General features: G+C 31.8%; 28 protein-coding genes. 27 read left to right on the top strand and 1 reads right to left on the bottom strand.

Translation table 11 applies throughout. From position 1 onward, the window contains the following. The first annotated feature begins 98 nt into the window (after positions 1–98). The 21 genes from Q1V95_RS03415 (at position 99) to Q1V95_RS03515 (ending at position 13,253) form a co-directional block, all read left to right on the top strand. Positions 99–983, top strand: a complete 885-nt coding sequence (locus Q1V95_RS03415) for a hypothetical protein (protein WP_300670298.1) — start codon at positions 99–101, stop codon at positions 981–983. 11 nt (positions 984–994) lie between these two features. Beyond that, positions 995–1,360, top strand: coding sequence for a hypothetical protein (locus Q1V95_RS03420; RefSeq protein ID WP_300670300.1), 366 nt, complete (start codon positions 995–997; stop codon positions 1,358–1,360). 10 nt (positions 1,361–1,370) lie between these two features. Then, positions 1,371–2,066 (top strand): hypothetical protein, encoded by a 696-nt coding sequence (locus Q1V95_RS03425; RefSeq protein WP_300670302.1) that lies wholly within the window; start codon positions 1,371–1,373, stop codon positions 2,064–2,066. 22 nt (positions 2,067–2,088) lie between these two features. Next, positions 2,089–2,655 carry a hypothetical protein gene (locus Q1V95_RS03430; RefSeq protein WP_300670304.1) on the top strand — a complete coding sequence of 189 codons (567 nt, stop codon included), beginning with the start codon at positions 2,089–2,091 and terminating at the stop codon, positions 2,653–2,655. Between the two features lie 59 nt (positions 2,656–2,714). After that, complete coding sequence (locus Q1V95_RS03435; protein ID WP_300670306.1) at positions 2,715–3,239, top strand: hypothetical protein; 525 nt, start codon at positions 2,715–2,717, stop codon at positions 3,237–3,239. Continuing rightward, on the top strand, positions 3,236–3,748 hold the full coding sequence (locus Q1V95_RS03440; protein WP_300670308.1) for a hypothetical protein: 513 nt from the start codon (positions 3,236–3,238) through the stop codon (positions 3,746–3,748). The genes Q1V95_RS03435 and Q1V95_RS03440 overlap by 4 nt, the downstream gene beginning before the upstream one ends. A 6-nt stretch (positions 3,749–3,754) precedes the next feature. Next, on the top strand, positions 3,755–4,282 hold the full coding sequence (locus tag Q1V95_RS03445; RefSeq protein ID WP_300670310.1) for a hypothetical protein: 528 nt from the start codon (positions 3,755–3,757) through the stop codon (positions 4,280–4,282). A 42-nt stretch (positions 4,283–4,324) separates the two neighbouring features. Then, the gene (locus Q1V95_RS03450) at positions 4,325–4,960 is read left to right on the top strand and encodes a hypothetical protein (RefSeq protein ID WP_300670312.1); all 636 of its coding nucleotides are present in this window, start codon (positions 4,325–4,327) and stop codon (positions 4,958–4,960) included. A gap of 69 nt (positions 4,961–5,029) precedes the next feature. Next, positions 5,030–5,653: a hypothetical protein gene (locus Q1V95_RS03455; RefSeq protein WP_300670313.1), complete on the top strand. Its 624-nt coding sequence runs from the start codon at positions 5,030–5,032 to the stop codon at positions 5,651–5,653. A gap of 27 nt (positions 5,654–5,680) precedes the next feature. Beyond that, entirely contained in the window at positions 5,681–6,349 is a 669-nt protein-coding gene (locus Q1V95_RS03460; RefSeq protein ID WP_300670314.1) for an SMI1/KNR4 family protein, read from the top strand. A gap of 56 nt (positions 6,350–6,405) precedes the next feature. Next, the gene (locus Q1V95_RS03465) at positions 6,406–7,047 is read left to right on the top strand and encodes a hypothetical protein (RefSeq protein WP_300670316.1); all 642 of its coding nucleotides are present in this window, start codon (positions 6,406–6,408) and stop codon (positions 7,045–7,047) included. A gap of 23 nt (positions 7,048–7,070) precedes the next feature. Then, complete coding sequence (locus Q1V95_RS03470; protein WP_300670318.1) at positions 7,071–7,748, top strand: hypothetical protein; 678 nt, start codon at positions 7,071–7,073, stop codon at positions 7,746–7,748. Positions 7,749–7,775: 27 nt separating this feature from the next. Continuing rightward, positions 7,776–8,372, top strand: coding sequence for a hypothetical protein (locus tag Q1V95_RS03475; protein WP_300670320.1), 597 nt, complete (start codon positions 7,776–7,778; stop codon positions 8,370–8,372). A 36-nt stretch (positions 8,373–8,408) separates the two neighbouring features. Next, positions 8,409–8,933, top strand: coding sequence for an SMI1/KNR4 family protein (locus tag Q1V95_RS03480; protein ID WP_300670322.1), 525 nt, complete (start codon positions 8,409–8,411; stop codon positions 8,931–8,933). 9 nt (positions 8,934–8,942) lie between these two features. Further along, on the top strand, positions 8,943–9,185 hold the full coding sequence (locus Q1V95_RS16275; RefSeq protein ID WP_366143265.1) for an immunity 17 family protein: 243 nt from the start codon (positions 8,943–8,945) through the stop codon (positions 9,183–9,185). Between the two features lie 52 nt (positions 9,186–9,237). Beyond that, on the top strand, positions 9,238–9,825 hold the full coding sequence (locus Q1V95_RS03490; protein ID WP_300670326.1) for a Crp/Fnr family transcriptional regulator: 588 nt from the start codon (positions 9,238–9,240) through the stop codon (positions 9,823–9,825). A gap of 82 nt (positions 9,826–9,907) precedes the next feature. Beyond that, positions 9,908–10,684, top strand: coding sequence for an alpha/beta hydrolase (locus Q1V95_RS03495; protein ID WP_300670328.1), 777 nt, complete (start codon positions 9,908–9,910; stop codon positions 10,682–10,684). A gap of 197 nt (positions 10,685–10,881) precedes the next feature. Next, positions 10,882–11,361 (top strand): hypothetical protein, encoded by a 480-nt coding sequence (locus Q1V95_RS03500; protein WP_300670330.1) that lies wholly within the window; start codon positions 10,882–10,884, stop codon positions 11,359–11,361. A gap of 47 nt (positions 11,362–11,408) precedes the next feature. Next, positions 11,409–11,975: a hypothetical protein gene (locus Q1V95_RS03505; RefSeq protein ID WP_300670332.1), complete on the top strand. Its 567-nt coding sequence runs from the start codon at positions 11,409–11,411 to the stop codon at positions 11,973–11,975. Between the two features lie 48 nt (positions 11,976–12,023). Then, the gene (locus Q1V95_RS03510) at positions 12,024–12,752 is read left to right on the top strand and encodes a hypothetical protein (RefSeq protein ID WP_300670334.1); all 729 of its coding nucleotides are present in this window, start codon (positions 12,024–12,026) and stop codon (positions 12,750–12,752) included. Positions 12,753–12,764: 12 nt separating this feature from the next. Next, positions 12,765–13,253, top strand: a complete 489-nt coding sequence (locus Q1V95_RS03515; protein ID WP_300670336.1) for a hypothetical protein — start codon at positions 12,765–12,767, stop codon at positions 13,251–13,253. 16 nt (positions 13,254–13,269) lie between these two features. Here Q1V95_RS03515 and Q1V95_RS03520 read toward each other — a convergent pair whose 3' ends face one another. After that, complete coding sequence (locus Q1V95_RS03520) at positions 13,270–13,770, bottom strand: hypothetical protein (protein ID WP_300670338.1); 501 nt, start codon at positions 13,768–13,770, stop codon at positions 13,270–13,272. A gap of 293 nt (positions 13,771–14,063) precedes the next feature. Between Q1V95_RS03520 and Q1V95_RS03525 the strand changes: the two genes are divergently transcribed. From Q1V95_RS03525 to Q1V95_RS03550, 6 genes are all read left to right on the top strand, one after another. After that, a complete protein-coding gene (locus Q1V95_RS03525; RefSeq protein ID WP_300670340.1) occupies positions 14,064–14,606 on the top strand; it encodes a hypothetical protein in 543 nt (180 codons plus the stop codon). A gap of 137 nt (positions 14,607–14,743) precedes the next feature. Next, complete coding sequence (locus Q1V95_RS03530) at positions 14,744–15,385, top strand: GAD-like domain-containing protein (protein ID WP_300670342.1); 642 nt, start codon at positions 14,744–14,746, stop codon at positions 15,383–15,385. Between the two features lie 15 nt (positions 15,386–15,400). Next, positions 15,401–15,997, top strand: coding sequence for a hypothetical protein (locus Q1V95_RS03535; protein ID WP_300670344.1), 597 nt, complete (start codon positions 15,401–15,403; stop codon positions 15,995–15,997). A 13-nt stretch (positions 15,998–16,010) separates the two neighbouring features. Then, entirely contained in the window at positions 16,011–16,613 is a 603-nt protein-coding gene (locus Q1V95_RS03540) for a hypothetical protein (RefSeq protein WP_300670346.1), read from the top strand. 15 nt (positions 16,614–16,628) lie between these two features. Beyond that, complete coding sequence (locus Q1V95_RS03545) at positions 16,629–16,973, top strand: carboxypeptidase-like regulatory domain-containing protein (protein WP_300670348.1); 345 nt, start codon at positions 16,629–16,631, stop codon at positions 16,971–16,973. A gap of 36 nt (positions 16,974–17,009) precedes the next feature. Continuing rightward, a complete protein-coding gene (locus Q1V95_RS03550) occupies positions 17,010–18,077 on the top strand; it encodes a hypothetical protein (protein WP_300670349.1) in 1,068 nt (355 codons plus the stop codon). Positions 18,078–18,079 lie beyond the last annotated feature (2 nt).

Genomic DNA, 18,079 nt, shown 5'->3' on the forward strand with positions numbered 1-18,079 from the left:
ATACGCAGTATCAACAATTAAACGAATATTTTTATTGATAAATTAATTTTACTATTGAAAATTTTCAGTATTTTAATCACCATTTAAATAAACCAAAAATGGTAGAAATAGAAAACCTCATTAACGACTATCTACAACAAGCGCCAACCGCTTCGCAAGAAATCCTTTTTAGCAACATAGATCAGCATCCAGTTTGGGAGGATAATCGAGAAATTATGCAACTTGCGACGCAACAAATATTGCAACCTGTTGGCGTACTCACTAACGAACATGTTTTAGCCAACATCGGCGTACACGCAAAAACACCAATTACGGGAAAACGCGACAGCATTGGTTTTTTAATCACAAATTTCAGGATTTTAACACAATATGATTTTTCGGTTTTATTAAAGCCTCAGCCTGCAAAAAGTACTTATTTTACTTCAAAAACTACAGCCGAGGAAGTTTCTTCTAAAGTTTGGAACGAATTTTTAACACTCAATAAATTAAGCATCCCAAATGAACAACTAGCCGCGATGCATGACGCTTTGGTAGATCTTACAAAAATCATTTTGTCCGCACTACAACAATCTGGTCAACTTCCTGAAGACATAAAAAAATCGACAAGCGTCACGACGCGAATTCCAGAATTAGGTTTACAAAAAGAACTGAAAACTTATGCTGAAAACGAGAGAAGATTAAAAGCTTTTGCTGAAAAATTTAAAATCGAAAATATAAAATATGGCATTGTAGACAAAGCATTATTTGGTGGCGTTTATGGTTTAGTAATCACAGAAAAAGGTATTACCAGTCGCGATCTTCTGGAAGATAGTCAAACAAGCACTTGGGACGAAATAAAAACTGATTTGGCTCGAAATGGGAATAAAAACTTTGAAATCTTGGCAGGAAACAGAATTCATGTTGTGCCTTCACATAACAATGATTTAGTCCCAGCTTTGATAACTTTAATCAATGAAATTGCGACGAAAGAAATTACTTTTTAAAACACAAAACTATGAGTTACGACATTGCATTATACCGCATCGAAACCAAATTACAAGAAGAAAAATCACAAGATGAGAACTTTTTTGAGAATGAATCGAATTTGGTTTCCTTTACAGAAAAACAATTTCAAGATTTAAAAGAAAGACTTGAAAATTATGAATACAATGTGGTCAACCAAACTGACGACCAAATAAAATTCAGTCATCCAGATGAGGATTTGGGAACAGCACTTTTGACAAAAGAAGCCTTATTTTTCACAGCTAGTTGGAAAGAAAATTCGATTTTAGAAGTGGGCATGACTGCCTCCGAATTTACAGATACAGGCGAGTTTGCGAAATATGATTTTCAAAATGGCGCTTGGGAAGACTTAGATTAAAAATGATGTTATGAAGAAATTTAGTTTCATTTTTACAATGTTTGTTTTTGTTTCATTTGCTTTTGCGCAAACTGAACATAAACGCTATTACCCCAATGGAAAACTTGAGGAAAGTGGACAATTCGATGCCAATGGAAAAGCGGTTGGCGAATGGAAACATTATTATGAAGAAGGGAATATCGAACGCATCGAAAAATATGATGGTGACAAATTATTTTCGCAATCCTTTTGGAAAAATGGTAAAAAACAAGGAATATCCACATCAGAGAATGGGCGCTTTTTGGGCACAAAGACACTATTTTTTGACAACGGACAGATATGGAGCATTAGCAATTTTACTAATGGAAGTTTTGACGGCATGCAAAAAAGCTACTACAGTAACGGAAAGTTGGAACATGTTGGTTTTTATAAAAATGGAATCCGAATTGGAAAATGGGAGTATTTTTATGAAGACGGAAAACGCTCTATCGTAACGGTTTATGACAATGATAACGCCTTAAGTACTGATTGGTACAGAGATGATGGAACTGTAAGGAAGAAAGAAAAATTCGAATACAATGCCGATGCTAAAGTCACTGAATATTTTGAAGAATTTAACCTAAAAGGGAAATTAGAAAAATCGGGAAGCTTTTTTGATGGCGCAGAATTCGGTACTTGGAAATTTTATGACGAGAACGGAAAATTAATAAGAACCGAAAATTTTTAGATTTAAAATATATTTCTATGTTATGAAAAAAGCACAACTTTTGATGGTTTATTTATTTCCAATTTTAATTTTAATCCTTTTTGGAATTTCTATTTCGAACATCGATTCGCAGCTAGAATATGTGACTAAAAAAACTGTTTTTGAAAATAGTCGCTCTAGCCAAAAACTGGTTATCGAAAAATATGCGGGCAAACGTCGACTGTATTTTTTCGTGGAAACCAATCAAAAGCCAGTTCAGTACAAACGAGATTATGAGGGCATTTTGACAAGTTGGATAGAATTGTCTAACAATCGAAAATATGAAAACGAAGCGCAACTATCTTTCTACACTTACAAAAATGAAAACAATAATGACAAAGTTCGTCCCTTTTTCAGTTTAAATAATGAACAAAAAAACCTAAGTTACTACGTTGATATTTTTCAATATCTAAGGAATAAATATTATCTGCTTCTCATCTTAAGTTACTTAGCCTATTTATACTTGGCAGGTCGTTCAATTGACCGTGCTGGCGGAATAGCACAAAACAAAATAGCTTCTGGCGTTTATGCATTTAGCGGATTTTGTGCGATTTTGCTTTTATTGTTGTAAATTTTAAGAAATTCTAATTCCTAATCAAAACAACGCATTCTTTATAACATACTGAACTGATGAAATTTAGCAAGACTTCAATTTTTATTATTTTAATATCGGTGCTCGGTATTATCTATCTTCCCTTGAAATTGATTATCTTAAAAAATAACCTTATACCTATAACAGGAAATATCGTTGATGTTTCTAGAACCTACACAAAATCTGTTACTTATCAATTTCGGATTGCTAACTATCCAAATCTTTTTCACAGTAACACTGGTGGGATTTTGTCTGATTTTAAAAACGATAAAGCGATTCTTTTTAAAAGTCTACACAAAGACATCACATTTTTCATCAACAAAAATGATCACAAAAAACTCTTAGAAGGAAAGGACATTGTGTATCTCGGCGTTGACAAAGACTATCTATTTGTAGATTTATTCAATTACTATTATTCAGGTTTTGGTGCTGCTTTTTATGCGTTTCTTTGCTTATTTATGGTGACACTTAATGTTTTCGGCATTTATACCTATAAGCATAAAATTTTCACAATTCTCGCGTTAATATACTTAGCAAGTTTCTACTTACTTTTAGCTTTATGAAAAAAGAATTTATTTTTGAAAAAGTGGTCAAACTACCATTTTATATGTTTCCTTTGTTAGTTGCAATGGCGGCTATTCCCGTTTTTGCAATCTATATTTTTTTTGTTGCACGTTATGTTGGCACTACGGGCATTATGTTCGTATTTCTGCTGATATTTGGTATTGTTTTATTGGTATTAAAAAGTAAAATGTCGGATGTGAAAATTACACTCGACGACAGATATTTTACGATTGATAATGATATGTATCCAAAAGAAGATTTGGTTGGCGTCTATGCAAAAGATTATACCAGTAAAATGACTTCTATAATATCGATGCAGTTTATGTTTCGTGATGGTTCTAACATCGAAATTACAGATACCAATTATCTAACAAATGTTGATAACGAGAAGGCAGAATTTCTTTCTAATTTTATAAAAACACTACAAACGGAAATGGGATTTACAAATGTCCAAGACAACAGCTTGCGATCGATGATGGGCAGAGGGAATCTATTTTATTCAAAATAAAAATAAATGAAAAAAGAATTTCTGCTCGAAAAGGTAACTACTGGTAACTACAATTATGTTTATTTAATTGGTTTTCCAATCTTTTTTGGTGCATTCTTGTTGTATTCTGAATTTGGATCAAAATATTTGGGAACCGCTGGAATAATATTGGTGTTTCTGGTTGTATATGGATTGATTCGTCTTGTCTTGAAGAAAATGTCAAAAAACATACACATCATTTTCGACAAAAATCATGTTACAATTAATGGAGAAGTCTTTGATAAAAAAGATATAAAAGGCATTTATAGTTACGATTATATTAATAACCAACAATCAATCATTTCGATACAGTTTCAGTTTAAAAATCATAAAAGTTTGGAAATAACAGACACGGAATACAGAAATGGTTATGACAAAGATAAAGGTGAAAATCTAAAACTATTTTTAAAAACAGTGATGAAAGAATTGAATTTCACCCGGCAAAGAAAAAGTAACTTCAGAGCTATTCAAAACCTAGGAGCTTATTGGTACAGCAATAACGAAAGTTCTAATTAAGTTTTTACTAAATTTTAAAAAAATTTCTTCTAATAAAACAAAATGAATACAAAAACACTTCTTACAAAACTTCCTAGCAGAAACGATTTGCAAAAGCTATGTCAATCAATTTCGGTTTTAGATGCAATTCTATCACAAGATTGGGAATATCGATATTATTCTTACAATAAAAATTGGGGTAAAAACGAGGAATTTTTCGAAATGAGAAACGGTCAAGGCGATCAAATGCAAATTCTCTTTCTTAAAAATTCGTGTGTTATTAATGTTTTTTCGCAAGAAAAAGGAACTCAAAACAAAGACAATTTAGCGAATGATTTACCTGCGCAATATAAAGGCTTTATGTTTGGAGAACCAATTAACAGTATTGGTACAAGTTATTGTTTTTGGACTGACGAAGGTGGAAATTGGCAAACAAATCAGGATGACGACCTTGATGATTATAGCTTAGAAATGCTCCAAATATTTGATGCGAAACCAACAACTTATCTCGATTGGGCAACAGATTATTACGATGGTGATTTTGTAGAAACTGGCATTCCGATAGACAGTGTGGAAAAAATCTACAAACACGAAATTCTAACCAAAGACCTTGTTTTGTCAATTGTTGAAGCGCTTGACGATTGGAATCAATTTCGAGACGATCTTGACGAAATTGGATATCCCTATAATTTTGGTTAAGCTTTTAAAATGAAAAAAATACTATTCTCCTCGCTCCTATTTTGTTTTTGGTTGACAATAAATGCCCAAATGCAAACTTCGAAAAGCGATACAATCTTCATCAGTAAAGATCCAGAATTTGGTTCAAAACAATCCATTTTTATCGATCCAAACAAAAATTCTGATGGCTACAAAAGGCTGACAGATTTCCAAGTAGATGAGTTTTCAATAGAGAATTATGATGCTACTTTGAAGGATTTACTTCAGAAAAATAAAAATACCACAGCTTTAAATATTGATGAAATCTCAAAAAATTGGATCGAAATTCACCTTTATAACAATCAATATTTTGCTTATAAATCTTGCGATTTTTATAACCAACAAATGGCGATTAAAGACAATATTCTGACGCATTGGAGCATGGAAGGTCAAGAGCCACATTTTATTGTTTCGGCAAAAGAAAGCAAACCCAATATTTTCGATTTAAAGCTAAAAGGCAATTATCTCAGTGAAATCAAAATCTATTGGATAGATAAAGAAAAAGGTCTTGCCGTTTTTGAAGAATTAGTGAATGGCAAACATTTCGATTATTTTTTAATGCTCGACAGCAGCAAAGTCTCTAACTTCCCCATTATTATCAATAATTGCACACGAGCCAAGCAGTTTGAAATGATATTTGATAAAATTAATTTTCAGAAATTGTTGAAGAAATAAATCAGTAAAAACGCTAAAAAAACAAAAATGGAAAATAAATTAGTCAATGAACTTCAAAAAGTTCTTCCACAAAAAATGACTTTACCCAAAGAACTTATCCTTTTGTACCAATGGATTGAAGACAATAATCTTTTTGTAGAAAATGAGGATGGACACCGAGTTGGATTTCTTTTTTCACAAGAGCAATTACATGAAAGTAGTACCGAAGAACAACGTGAAGGAGGAACACAAATTGAGTTTTTTGCTGGTGGAACAGAGAATTTGAAATATTGGTTCGGTGGTGAAGAAAACGCACAAGTTAATGAAAGACTTTGTGTCTTTGGCCAAACTGGCGGAGAAGGTTCGGAATGCGCCTTTTGGCTAGATGACAATGACGAATTAAAAATTGTACATCTAGGCTCTGGATCAGGATCAACTCTATCTTGCATTTTGGCAGATAATTTTTTAGAATTCAATCAGCTTTTAGCAATTGGTTACGACGAGATATGTTGGGATGAAGAGTTTTCCTTGCCTCCCAATCAATTAAACCCAGACTTCAAAGTGCTTCCAAATTTGGAATTTCAAAATTGGGTAAAAGAAACTTTCAATGTCGAGATACCCAAAACGGCATTAGAAATTGTTAAGTATCCAACTAGCATGGATGATGATGACTCCGAGGATGCTTTTTTTAACTGGTACCAGCAATTTATTGTTTAACGACCGATAGTTTTTGATCGCAATCCCTAAATATTTTTAGCTTCAAAAAAGTAATTATGCGTATTATTAAAGACAATACTTTTTTTGCAATCTCTCTTTTTCTTTGGTTCCTATATACTGCATATACTGTCACTATTAGTTGTACAGAATATAATAATCTACATCAGATAAAATGGAAACAGGCTGAGAATCAAAGTCGTTATTCGTCGAGTTTTCGCTATGGAAGTATGACGTATAATTTTGTAAAAGACAGTGTAAGAATTAGTCGAAAGTATCCAGGATTATGTTATGGAATTAACACTTGGTACTGGGGAATTAACAAAAAAGAAAGAGAAGTCGATATCTCATTTTATATACACGATCAAGATTTTGACAAAGTTAAAAATAAGCAAGTCATACATCGGAAAAGCTTTACAGGAAGTCAATTAAATCAATTGGAATCTGTCCCGTTTTTTGGATTGCGACCTTATAATGAAGTCCCCAACAAATTCTTGTTAATGCTTGATGTTTGGAAATACAACTACACGTTTTTGGCTTTTTTGATTTTTCTGCCTATAGGTTTTCTACTTCAAAAATTAGTACAAAAATCGAATCGCATAAAAATTGTAGAAACAACTGCCAATACCAAATTTGACACAATTCTCGGCTATTGTTTTGCGATATTAGCAATAATCAACATTATTAATTTCATTATCTAAAAACGTTTTATATATACAAAACAATGTCCAACAAAAAATTCATATTTCAAGGCTTGGATGCCAAAACCGAACTTCGATTGTCTTTGCTTTTAGTTCTTCCCGTTCTTGCAACAATGATTGGTACATTGGTGATTATCAATATGCTTTTTCCAAAATTGTATTTTCTAGGATCGGTGGTATTTTCAGCAAGTTTGGCGGTTTCGGTTGCCGTTTTTATTTTAAAATATTTTAGCAAAAAAATAAAAGATAAAAAGTGGATTATTGGCATAGAAAACGATGAGGTCAAAATAAGTTTTCGAAATACATTTTATAATTTTAAACTTGAAGATCTTGTCATCATTAAAAATCTTGGCAATGTTGGTTTTCGATATTTTAGCTTAAAAACAAAAACTGAAATTATAAAAATAAGAGTTGGAAATACGGCGCTTACACCTTTTTCTACAGACAAAGATGTTGAGGAAGTCGATAATTTCGTAGCTTATCTAATGCCTTATATCAACGAAAATTTCAACAAAAAAATATTAAAAAACATTATCGACAACAATGTTTTTCCGAATTTCGGCGTCTATGTTGTGAAAACTGAAAAAATAAAATATTCTCTGATTAACAAAATGCAACCTTGGCAAATTGTACTTTCTTTTTTAGCAATCGGGATTATCATTCTGGTCGCATTTGTGGAGATTGCGGAAGCATTTTTTTAAGATAGTTTGAATAAGCTCGTAAGTAAAATGAAAAAATTAGCCAATAGATTTTTGTACATTTTCACCTATTTATGGTTGCTTTATTTTGTATTTAGCATCTTTCAAACTGTGTATGATGTACCTAATATTAAAAACATAAAATGGCAAAATGCAGAAAATATCAGTTCTGTGTATAATGGCTCCAAGGCAACGATAGTAACAAAAGCTTACAAAAAAGATTTTGTTGTAGAACGCGAATATCCTTACTTTGGTTTAGGATTAAATAACTTTTTATCAGGCATCGACAAAACGCATAAAACAGTCGATATTAATTTTTTCGTTAAAGAAAAAGACTTCCAATCAATAAAGCTTAAAAACAAAAAACAAAGTATTCCGTATTTTTCCATTAGAGGAGGAGATTTACCAGCAAGCAAATTCTTAGTATTCTTGGATATTTGGAAGTACAATTACAACACTACGATTGCGTTTCTGATTTTGTTTGCGCCGATGCTTATTATATATATTGTTAAATGGCTTAAAAAATCAAAACAACCTATTGAGGATTATTTTAATAACACGGATCTAAATCTTAATTACATTTACATTTTGTTTGTTATTGTTTTGATACTTCGTTTCGCCTTTTAATTCTCAAAATAATTTTAATTTAAAAAAAACTAAAATATGGAACTGCTTGAAAAACTTAATAAAAAAGCAACAGCGCTAAAAGCAAGAAACCTGTTGAACCACGGAGCTCAGCAAGAACAAATTACAGACTTTGAAGAAAAACTAAACATTAAGCTACCCGATTTTTTACGTTCATTTTATCAAAACTGCAATGGCGGTTGTTTTGCTGACGATTCGTGGAGCGACGACGAATTGCAAGATTCCGCGGAACGAGCTTCAATAATTTGGAATTCCAATTATTTTTTAAGTTTAGAGGAAATAATCGACGCTTATAACTTGGGAAAATTTGCTAATTTAGATTTTCAGGAAGCAGAAAAGGAAAGCGGAAAAAAATTGATTCCAATAATGCACACCAATGGACAAGAGAATCTAGTTTGGGACGCTACTGATGCCAACTCTACCAAGATTTTGGATGCATTTCACGAAGCTGGTGCTGACGAATGGAATGTGCTTTACAAATCTTTTGAAGACTTAATTGAAGCTTACATCAAAACTTTCGGAGACATCAAAACGATTGCTTAATTTCAAAAAATGGACTACTTAGAACAAGCTCAGCAATATTTTGCAAATAACGAAAATGCCTATCAAATACTTATTTATTGTTTGGGCGCATTTTGCGTAATATCCTCCATTTTCAATTGGGATTTCGTCTTTGATGGTCCATATAATCCTACAAAAAATCCAATTGGTTTTTGGTTTGGAAGGACTGCTTTTAGAATTTTATTTTTCATTTTGGGTTTGGTTTTAATTGTGCTTAATTTTAGGATTAAATAAGAAGCATAATGAATATTTTGTTACTTTGCTTGTAGTAAGAAATTATAAAACGATGGCCGATTTAACATTATTATCTTTAGCTTTTCAGCAGTTTGCGGGCATTAGTCAAGAAGAATTTGAATTGTCTGCCAATTTTTGGGAACTAAAAACCTACAAAAAAGGTGAATATTTCAATGAATATCAACATGTATGCAAACACTTAGGCTTTATTGTTGATGGCGTCTTTAGGTCTTATGTTATTGATGAAAAATCAGGAGAAGAAAAAAACATTTTCTTTTATTCTCAGAATCAATTTGCCGTGTCTTTCAAAAGCTTTGTCAATCAAGTACCTTGTGATTATCACACAAAATCAGTAACTGACTCGACAGTTGTCCAGATTCATATTGAACATTTGCAGAAACTCTATCGTGAGTCCCATGCATGGGAACGATTTGGAAGATTATTAGCACAACAAGCTTTTAATGTCGTTATCGAACGGACAGAAGATTTCCTGTTCAAATCTCCAGAACAACGATATTTAGATTTAATGAAAGACCATCCTAATATTTTCAATTCAGTTCCTTTGTATCATATTTCTTCATACTTAGGAATCCAAGGACCATCTTTGAGCCGAATTAGAAAAAGAATTTCTGGTAAATGATACGATTTTAACCCAAGTTAAAATTCCTGATTGTTGAAGTATCTAATTTTGTCATCAGATAACAATAACAAAAAAAAATACAATGAACAATCTAATCAATTCTAAAACTATCGTTTTTGCTCACGGTCTATTTGTAACAGCAGAAAGCTGGAATCCTTGGGTTAAGTTTTTTGAAGAAAAAGGCTATAAATGCTACACACCATCAAATCCTTTTCACGATTTTACAATACAAGAAATGTGGCAGAATACGCCAGAACAGCTTGGGAAAGTTAACTTCGAAGATGTGGTCAACAATTTGTCAAAATTTATTGATACTTTAGATGAAAAACCGATTATCATTGGACATTCTTTAGGCGGATTATCTGTTCAGAAACTGGTAGAAATGGATAAGGCTCAAGCTGGCATCTGCATCGATGGTGCCGCGCCTGCTGGTATAATTCCCACACAATGGAGTTTCCTAAAAGCAAATTTGCCAGTTCTTAATCCTTTTAAAGGAGATTCAGTTTTTAAACCAACTAAAGATTGGTGGTTTTATGCTTTTGGAAACAATTTAACGAGAGCAGAATCGGATAAAGCTTTTGATGATTTCGCTGTGCCCGAAAGCAGAAATATCCCTAGAAGCACCACAAAATCCTTTGCCAAAATTGATTTCAAAAAGCCACATGTTCCCTTATTATTTATCGGTGGCGAAAAAGACCATATCATTCCTTGGAAACTAAATGAGAAAAACTACAAAGCATACAAGGACGAAAATAGTATAAAAAGCTTCAAAGTATTTCCAAACAGAGGTCACTTTATCTGCGGTGACAAAAATTGGAAAGAAGTTGCAAACTATATCTACGACTGGATAAATCAGTAAAAAAATTCGAAAAACTGTGAACAAAGAACTTATAGCAAGTGGTTGTTCGCAGTTTTTTTTTATCTGTTTTTAAACAGATTCTCTTCTGCTAGATTTGTGAAAAATCGCAATTCATTTTTCATTTTTTATGAAAATATTTTAATTTTTCTTATCTTAAACTTCGAAATAATTAATGAGGAAAATCTACCAAAACACAAATGGACGACAGAATCGAAAAACTGCAAAATATGCAGACCACGACATTAATTGATGTGGTTAAAAACTATAAAAAATACAACTATCCTATCGAAATTAAAGATGTGGCGATACAGATTTTGAATAGTCGTGGCATCAAACAAGAAAGCTTAAAACTTTCGGGAAATCTTAACAATGTTAAATACGATGAGGCGACTCTAGAATATCAAAAATATAATATCAATTCTGTTGTAGGCTTGGTATTTTACATTTTGTCTATTCTCGTGTGGAGTTCCATTCCGATTATTGGTTTGGTGTTTTCGCTTTTGTCACTTGTTTTCGTTGGGATTTCATTTTCGAATACCAAGAAAATTTCAAAATTAATTGATGATGACAGAATTGATTATTCGATAATCTATGTACTGATGAGCATGATTTTTTACTTCGTTTTATTCTTCGTTACCAGACATCAAATAAAAGAAGCCATCCACAACAGAACATAAAATTTGCTTTAACTTGACATTAATTCCACGAAGAAAAAGGTTTTAAAATGATGAACTTCTCGAAATTTTATTCAGTGATTTTGATTTTTGTCGTTGGTATTATTTCGGCGCAAAAAAGCCATGACTTTTTGATTAAAAAACTGAACAAAGCAGAATCTGTTTATTTGATTTCGTACAATCTTGACCTTAAAAAACCGCCTATTCCTGTACCAAAATTAATTGGCGACACCACGAAAATAAAGAAAGAAAAAAACTTCATTTTTGCATTAGAATATTACAAAAAACCTTTCGAATTACTGGATATCAGTAACCAGAAACTACTTTTAAAATTACCAGAAATTAAATCTTTAAAAAATGCTTTAAACTTTTCGACAAACGAAATGGCAGGAATTACCAGCAAAAGTGGCTGCTATTATCCTCGGAATGCGATTCTTCTACTTAATAAAAATCAAAAAATAACCGACATTTTCGAAATTTGTTTTGAGTGTCACAGACTTTATCAAATAAGTTCTCGTTCCAAAATGAAAGACTTGGATATTAGGGATGATACTTTTGCTTCTCTTGAGAGCTATTTCAATTCTAAAGGGATAAAGACGACATTTAATAAAGAATAAAACATGATGAAATTAAAACTAATTTTAGCCCTCTAACAAATCTCGTAAATGTTTAAGAATTTATTTCAAAAATATCCGACTTTAATATTTATTTTTCCTCTGGCAGTTTTTTCTGCGATAGGAATTGTAGGTTTAGTATTTCTTTTCAAAACCCCAAATCCTGTTAGCATTACAGAATGGATTGTAGTAATTCTATTTACTGTTTTACCGCTTATTTTTATATATGGATTTCTGTTTGGATTTACAATTTCTGAAAAATCTCAAAAACAATATGAAGATATTCAGCAAAAATTATCCGCAGATGACACAGGTTTAACTATTCTCATGCCTTTATTTGACAAAGATTGTTTTATCGCTTGGGACACAATCGATTTTGTGGTTTATTATAATTATGCACTGAGAAGCGATTTCACGGAATATCATGAAGGCTATAAATTTTATTTGAATACAAAACCGGTCTATACAAAATATGAAAAACAGTGGTGGCTGAATCGTCTATTTCCAAAAGATAGCAACTCAAAAGTCATTGATATCACCACCAAAAATAAGCACTTTACAAAGCTAGCGGAAATCACCCAAAAGTATCTAAACGCCGATATTACCACAATATCAGAACATCCCTACAAAGGAAAACTGGTGAAACGAGAAACAATAACTAGTAAAGACAAAACGATTAGCACTGAAGAATGGAAATCTAGTCCTTTCCGAACCAACGAAGAGATTATTTATTCTCGCCATAATACTGATTTAGAATGGATTAAAAAGAATTACAAATAAAAAATTCAAGAAATGAAAACCAACATTTGTTTAGTGCTATTTTTAGTGTTTGCCTCTTGCAAAAATGACGAATCGAAAAATAAGTCTGTCTCTCAACAAAATGCAGGTCAAAACGTAGATGAAAAAACACATCAAAATAGCGATAAAAACGAAAATTCAATTTCTACAGACAAACTTAGTGAAGACAATTCTGCTAGTCTTTTCAATAAAATGAAAGATGAGTCTTTTGTAGTAAGCTGTGGTACAGGTTGCGCTTTAACTTATAATATCAAAAATATCACAGAACTCGATGTTAATACGATTAAAGTGACTTTTAATATTGATAATTACATCAATGAAGAATTGACGGAAAGTTTTGATGAGACTTATTTATTTCATCGAGAAAATTCAAAACTTATAGAAAGGTTAACCGCAGAGAATAAAAAAGAAAACTTGGGAAAAATTACTTTAAGTGGAGTATTTTTGAGTTTTCAAGAATTTGGAAAAAAGTTATTTCACTAAACAAAAAGTTCTCAAATTACTTCACAGTCACAAAATCAATTTTCAAATAATCACTAATTGTAGGGTCAACAGCTAACTGTTCTTTAGTTTCGAGGTTTTCGATAATCACAAAATCATGGTCTTTAAAGAATGGCGAACTAAAATAATGGTGAATATCGTGTCCTAAAAATTTGAGATGTCCAATTTGTGCTTTGGTTTTCCAAGTTTTATCAAGACCTTTTTCCTTTAAAAGCTGATTGCAAGTTAAAGCAAAGAAATTAGCATAACCGATACAATTCGCTTTTGACGTTACAATTAATTTGTTTGGGTCGCTTTCACATTTAGCAAAGCTAAAATTCAAAGTATTTGATGTTAACGCAAGAGATTTTTCAATAATATTTGTAATATCTGTGTCGGTTTTTTGGTCTTCAATTTTTGATTTTAAAACATCATTTTTGAGAGAATAATCTGCTCTTTTTCCAACAGATTCGTAAGAAATTAAATGACGATAAATCCAATCGCGAAATAAAAATCCCACAAGACAAATTACTAAAACGAATAAAATGCTCTTTTTTAGAAACCTCACTTATTTATCCTCCACTTAAATAGCTAAAATCATAAAACACTGTTATTCAGAGCGAAGCGAAGAATCTAAAATACTTAATTATCAGAGATTCCTCCTACGTCGGAATGACAAACTTTGACTAAATATTTGACTCAGTCTCCATCGTAGATATTCAGTTTTTTATTTTAAAATCTAAAATTCGTCAATCTAAAAATATCAGTTAAAAATAGAAAAGATTTTTTAATTTTATCAAAAACCAAAATGAAATGAATATCAGAATCCTTTATATTTTTAGCCTAGTAGTTTTTTTGATGTCATGCTCGGAAAAGCAAAAGAATGCAAATGATATATCTTTAATTAAGATTAGTTATGCGCCATCTTTTCATACTAGCGCCGAATTATTATTAAACGAGGACGAAAATTATTTAATTATTAAGTCCACAAGAAAATACATTCCAATTGTAAAAAGTGATGGCGAAAATATTGATAACGAGGAATACATCAAGCAAATCGCTCCTGTTAAAGATACTTTGATAAATATACAAAGTGAAGAAGTGCAAAAGATTAATAATATTGTTTCTGGATTCAAAAAAGAGGATTTTTCCGATGCCAAATTTCCTGATTTCGATGGTATGTCAACCAATATTTTAATCGTTTATAAAAACAAAAACATCAAAGTCATTCAACCGATGAACGTCCCTAACGACAAACAAAGAGAATTACTAATCGCTTTAGCAAAACTATCGCAAAGCAAAGTCAGCACAGATAACAAAGTAGTGATGACGTCAATACTCTCCTATTTACAGTAATTTGAATTAGGAAAAAGTAGAGCAAATCCTTTTTTTATCAAAGAAAAAATTTAACCAATTAGTCAGCGTCTGTTTATTTTTTTTCAACAATTTTTAATAAATTAGTTCATCATCAAAAAATAAAAAGCAAAAATATTATGGGACTATTCGGAAAGTTATTTGGAAATACCGACAAGGAATCGGCTTCCAATCAGGAAGAAGCAAACATTGGAACATTTGATAAGTTTCTAAAAATCTATCCGCCATCTAGCGATTTGATAAAACCAACACAAGAAATGCTGGATTGGTATGCAGACAAACTTCCGGCAGAACTTTTAGACTTTTGGAAAGAATATGGTTTCGGGAATTATGGCAACGGCATTATCAAAGTTGTGGAACCATCGCATTACATGGATAGTTTCTACGAATGGATTGGTAAAAAAGATTTTAGCAAACTTCCAATTCTTGTAAGCGCTTTTGGCGATATTTTTTATTATAGAAAACTTACTGAAGATGCCGAAGATGTAAGTCTTTTGGATATCCACTATCGCAAAATAAGTGTTTGCGATTATAGTTTGGAATCTTTCTTCAAAAACTATATTACCGATCCCGAAATTGCAAAAGAACTTCTAAAGCCACAACTTTTTGAAACAGCAAACAAAGACTTGGGAGGGTTGACTGCTGATGAAATTTATTTCTTTAATCCCGCTTTAATAATGGGCGGTGCCGAAGAACAAAAATACCTTGGAAAAGGAATTGGCAGTGTACACCAATCTTTGCTTTTCCAACTTGGATTATAATTTTTTTTGCACAACATGAAAGCTAATTCTTTTATTAAAATCTCAGTTTCGGTTGCTTTACTTTTGTTTAGTACAATGCGGGCGTCGAGCAATGACCGCGTTGTGAACATCAAGTCGCAACACAAAAACAGTCCCCAAAATTTTAAGCTTTCAAAAATCCAGAAATCCAGCAAATATAAACTAGAAAATGAGAATTTAGTTTTTTCATTTAAAACTAAAAATTCGAAAATGATGAGCTTGTGCATCGATAAAAATGAACAATATATAGTCTATCGTTTTGGAACTGCTGACAATATAGAATTAGAATTTCCGACCTCGAAAGATAAAAATAGTTTCAACAATTTTGTGTACACTGGTTGGGACCGAGGCGGTGGCGTGCGAAATGAAGGTATGAATCTCAACTACATCGCTTTCGAAATAAAAGATTACAAATACATTATTTATGAAACCTATTTCGCAGTTGGTGATGTTTTTAAAGTTGGTGTTAGAATAATTAATCTAAAAACCAATAAAGAAGTTGACATCAGAGGTCTCAATAATACTATAAAAGGGACTTTATCGGATTTTAGAACCGACGACAGAATTAAAAAAGGTGATCGACTTTATGATTAAAAACCAAATACAAATGATTGATTTAAAAAAATACATTCCTTTCGTTCTTGTGCTTTTAAGCGCTTCAAGTTTCGCTCAGAAAAAACTTAGCAAACAAGATATAGAACTCAATAAACTTGATTGTAAAAAAGTACAGAAATTTTCGGAAGAAAGTCGCCTGAAACTATTTCCTTATAACATTGCAGATCAAGTGATGTTAATTTCTTTTGATGATGCGGGCGTTGGGAAAATGCAAGGTACGGAATTACAAAAATTTTTGGATGACAATCTCAACAAAGTCCTAGATGATTCTCAGCTTTCAAGAATTACGGAAAAACAAATTTTATCAAAAGCCCAAACCTCCGAACTTACCAATATTATTTATAACTACACTTTTACAAAACCGCCGACGATAATGCCTGTTGCAAAGTGCTATATGCCAAGCAATGCCATTCTTTATCTTGATAAAAACAACAAACTTTTAGGTTTTATGGAGTTGTGCTTTTTATGTGAACGTTATAGAGAAAGCAACGAGAAAATAACAATTGGCGACGATTGCACTCAGAAAATGGATATGCTAAAAGCTTTCTTCCAAAAATCTGGAATTATCTACGGAACCGTTGAAAAGAGATACTAAACAGATTAATATTCTATGAGAAAAATATTTTATTTAACCTTTAGTCTTTTACTAGCATCTTGCAGTCAAGTTAACAATTTCTACCAAGGTCGTGTTGTGGACGAAAATGGCAAAGCACTCGAAAATGTTATTGTTGCCGAAGATGTTATTACGAAACAAACCAAAACAGACAAAACAGGTTATTTTAAACTAAACAGAACGCCAGACTGGTTGGGGAATCTTATTTTCATTAAAGAGGGTTTTGTTACAGACACGATTCCCTCTGTTTACCATCAAAATGGAGAAACAACAAAATATGATTTTATAAAAAAAGATACCACAAGAGTCACATTACGCCGTGTTGAAGATGTTAAAAATTAAGTGGATAAAGCTGTTAAGTTCTCCTAAAATTACTCTATGAAAACGAATTTTTATTATTTGTTAATTACAGTTTTAATTTCTCTAACTTCTTGCACCAAAATGAATCTACAAACCGAACAAATAATTGATCACAATCGTATTGTGTTACAAGAAGAACTTAAAACTTTAGAAACGGAAAAGCTTATTACGCCAAGCGAATCTGCTTTGCTCAGTGCAAGAATAAATCTAAACTATGATTATTATCTACAACACCCAAATATCAATTTGGAAGAGTTGAAAAAGATGTTTTTTGATTCAGTTAAAAGTCTTGAAAGCATCCGATTTAACCAAGAAAAATTTACAATATTAAGTTCTAGTTTTCATGCAATCACAGGACAAATTTCAATTCGAAATTTTCCAAATCCCATTAAACAAGAAGATTATGTCATCCAGCAACAACTGAACAAAGTTATGAATGATTGGTTCGACAAATACCAAACCGAGGACGAAAAGTTAGAGGATGTTATTCTCTCTATTGAAAATGCAAAGAAAAAGAACATTTACACTTCCATTTCTTCTGACGAATATGACGAAATAATTGGCACGCTTAACACGATAAAGCAAAACAAAAAACTATCAAAAGAAGATATTAAAAATATACTACTCGAGAAGATGCAAAAGTTTTGCAATAAAGATGCAAACGCTAATCTAAACCTCCTAAACATTTTTTCTAGTGTTAGTCGTATCAAAAATATCGGAATTGAAAATGAACTCAATACAATTTACGAAGCCAACCGAAAACCTATAAAGGAACCTGATTATTCTGAGCTAAAAAAGCAAATGAAGGCTCGTTTCAATTTTCTACTTTCTGAAGGGATGATGTCACAAGCAGACTGTAATTTGTATAATAACATGATTAGTTCGGATATTGATTTTTGCCAAAATACCGCTGATAAAAATCTAGTAAAAAACCGGCTTTTAAAAAGTTTGACTAAACTGAAAGACGCAGAACTAGACACAGAAGATAGAGAAGCAATTGTAGATACTTATTTTCTTTTAGCTAAGAAAAAAGAAATTGATATTAAGAAGGAACTCAACATTTGGTTGTATAATTTTGATTTTTAAAA

Origin of the sequence: Soonwooa sp., assembly GCF_030151385.1 — a bacterium.
Classification (GTDB): Bacteria; Bacteroidota; Bacteroidia; order Flavobacteriales; family Weeksellaceae; genus Soonwooa.

Coding starts and splice junctions, on each gene's coding strand:
- Q1V95_RS03415 (WP_300670298.1), top strand. CDS start 99: ATGGTAGAAATAGAAAACCTCATTAACGACTATCTACAACAAGCGCCA.
- Q1V95_RS03420 (WP_300670300.1), top strand. CDS start 995: ATGAGTTACGACATTGCATTATACCGCATCGAAACCAAATTACAAGAA.
- Q1V95_RS03425 (WP_300670302.1), top strand. CDS start 1,371: ATGAAGAAATTTAGTTTCATTTTTACAATGTTTGTTTTTGTTTCATTT.
- Q1V95_RS03430 (WP_300670304.1), top strand. CDS start 2,089: ATGAAAAAAGCACAACTTTTGATGGTTTATTTATTTCCAATTTTAATT.
- Q1V95_RS03435 (WP_300670306.1), top strand. CDS start 2,715: ATGAAATTTAGCAAGACTTCAATTTTTATTATTTTAATATCGGTGCTC.
- Q1V95_RS03440 (WP_300670308.1), top strand. CDS start 3,236: ATGAAAAAAGAATTTATTTTTGAAAAAGTGGTCAAACTACCATTTTAT.
- Q1V95_RS03445 (WP_300670310.1), top strand. CDS start 3,755: ATGAAAAAAGAATTTCTGCTCGAAAAGGTAACTACTGGTAACTACAAT.
- Q1V95_RS03450 (WP_300670312.1), top strand. CDS start 4,325: ATGAATACAAAAACACTTCTTACAAAACTTCCTAGCAGAAACGATTTG.
- Q1V95_RS03455 (WP_300670313.1), top strand. CDS start 5,030: ATGCAAACTTCGAAAAGCGATACAATCTTCATCAGTAAAGATCCAGAA.
- Q1V95_RS03460 (WP_300670314.1), top strand. CDS start 5,681: ATGGAAAATAAATTAGTCAATGAACTTCAAAAAGTTCTTCCACAAAAA.
- Q1V95_RS03465 (WP_300670316.1), top strand. CDS start 6,406: ATGCGTATTATTAAAGACAATACTTTTTTTGCAATCTCTCTTTTTCTT.
- Q1V95_RS03470 (WP_300670318.1), top strand. CDS start 7,071: ATGTCCAACAAAAAATTCATATTTCAAGGCTTGGATGCCAAAACCGAA.
- Q1V95_RS03475 (WP_300670320.1), top strand. CDS start 7,776: ATGAAAAAATTAGCCAATAGATTTTTGTACATTTTCACCTATTTATGG.
- Q1V95_RS03480 (WP_300670322.1), top strand. CDS start 8,409: ATGGAACTGCTTGAAAAACTTAATAAAAAAGCAACAGCGCTAAAAGCA.
- Q1V95_RS16275 (WP_366143265.1), top strand. CDS start 8,943: ATGGACTACTTAGAACAAGCTCAGCAATATTTTGCAAATAACGAAAAT.
- Q1V95_RS03490 (WP_300670326.1), top strand. CDS start 9,238: ATGGCCGATTTAACATTATTATCTTTAGCTTTTCAGCAGTTTGCGGGC.
- Q1V95_RS03495 (WP_300670328.1), top strand. CDS start 9,908: ATGAACAATCTAATCAATTCTAAAACTATCGTTTTTGCTCACGGTCTA.
- Q1V95_RS03500 (WP_300670330.1), top strand. CDS start 10,882: ATGGACGACAGAATCGAAAAACTGCAAAATATGCAGACCACGACATTA.
- Q1V95_RS03505 (WP_300670332.1), top strand. CDS start 11,409: ATGATGAACTTCTCGAAATTTTATTCAGTGATTTTGATTTTTGTCGTT.
- Q1V95_RS03510 (WP_300670334.1), top strand. CDS start 12,024: ATGTTTAAGAATTTATTTCAAAAATATCCGACTTTAATATTTATTTTT.
- Q1V95_RS03515 (WP_300670336.1), top strand. CDS start 12,765: ATGAAAACCAACATTTGTTTAGTGCTATTTTTAGTGTTTGCCTCTTGC.
- Q1V95_RS03525 (WP_300670340.1), top strand. CDS start 14,064: ATGAATATCAGAATCCTTTATATTTTTAGCCTAGTAGTTTTTTTGATG.
- Q1V95_RS03530 (WP_300670342.1), top strand. CDS start 14,744: ATGGGACTATTCGGAAAGTTATTTGGAAATACCGACAAGGAATCGGCT.
- Q1V95_RS03535 (WP_300670344.1), top strand. CDS start 15,401: ATGAAAGCTAATTCTTTTATTAAAATCTCAGTTTCGGTTGCTTTACTT.
- Q1V95_RS03540 (WP_300670346.1), top strand. CDS start 16,011: ATGATTGATTTAAAAAAATACATTCCTTTCGTTCTTGTGCTTTTAAGC.
- Q1V95_RS03545 (WP_300670348.1), top strand. CDS start 16,629: ATGAGAAAAATATTTTATTTAACCTTTAGTCTTTTACTAGCATCTTGC.
- Q1V95_RS03550 (WP_300670349.1), top strand. CDS start 17,010: ATGAAAACGAATTTTTATTATTTGTTAATTACAGTTTTAATTTCTCTA.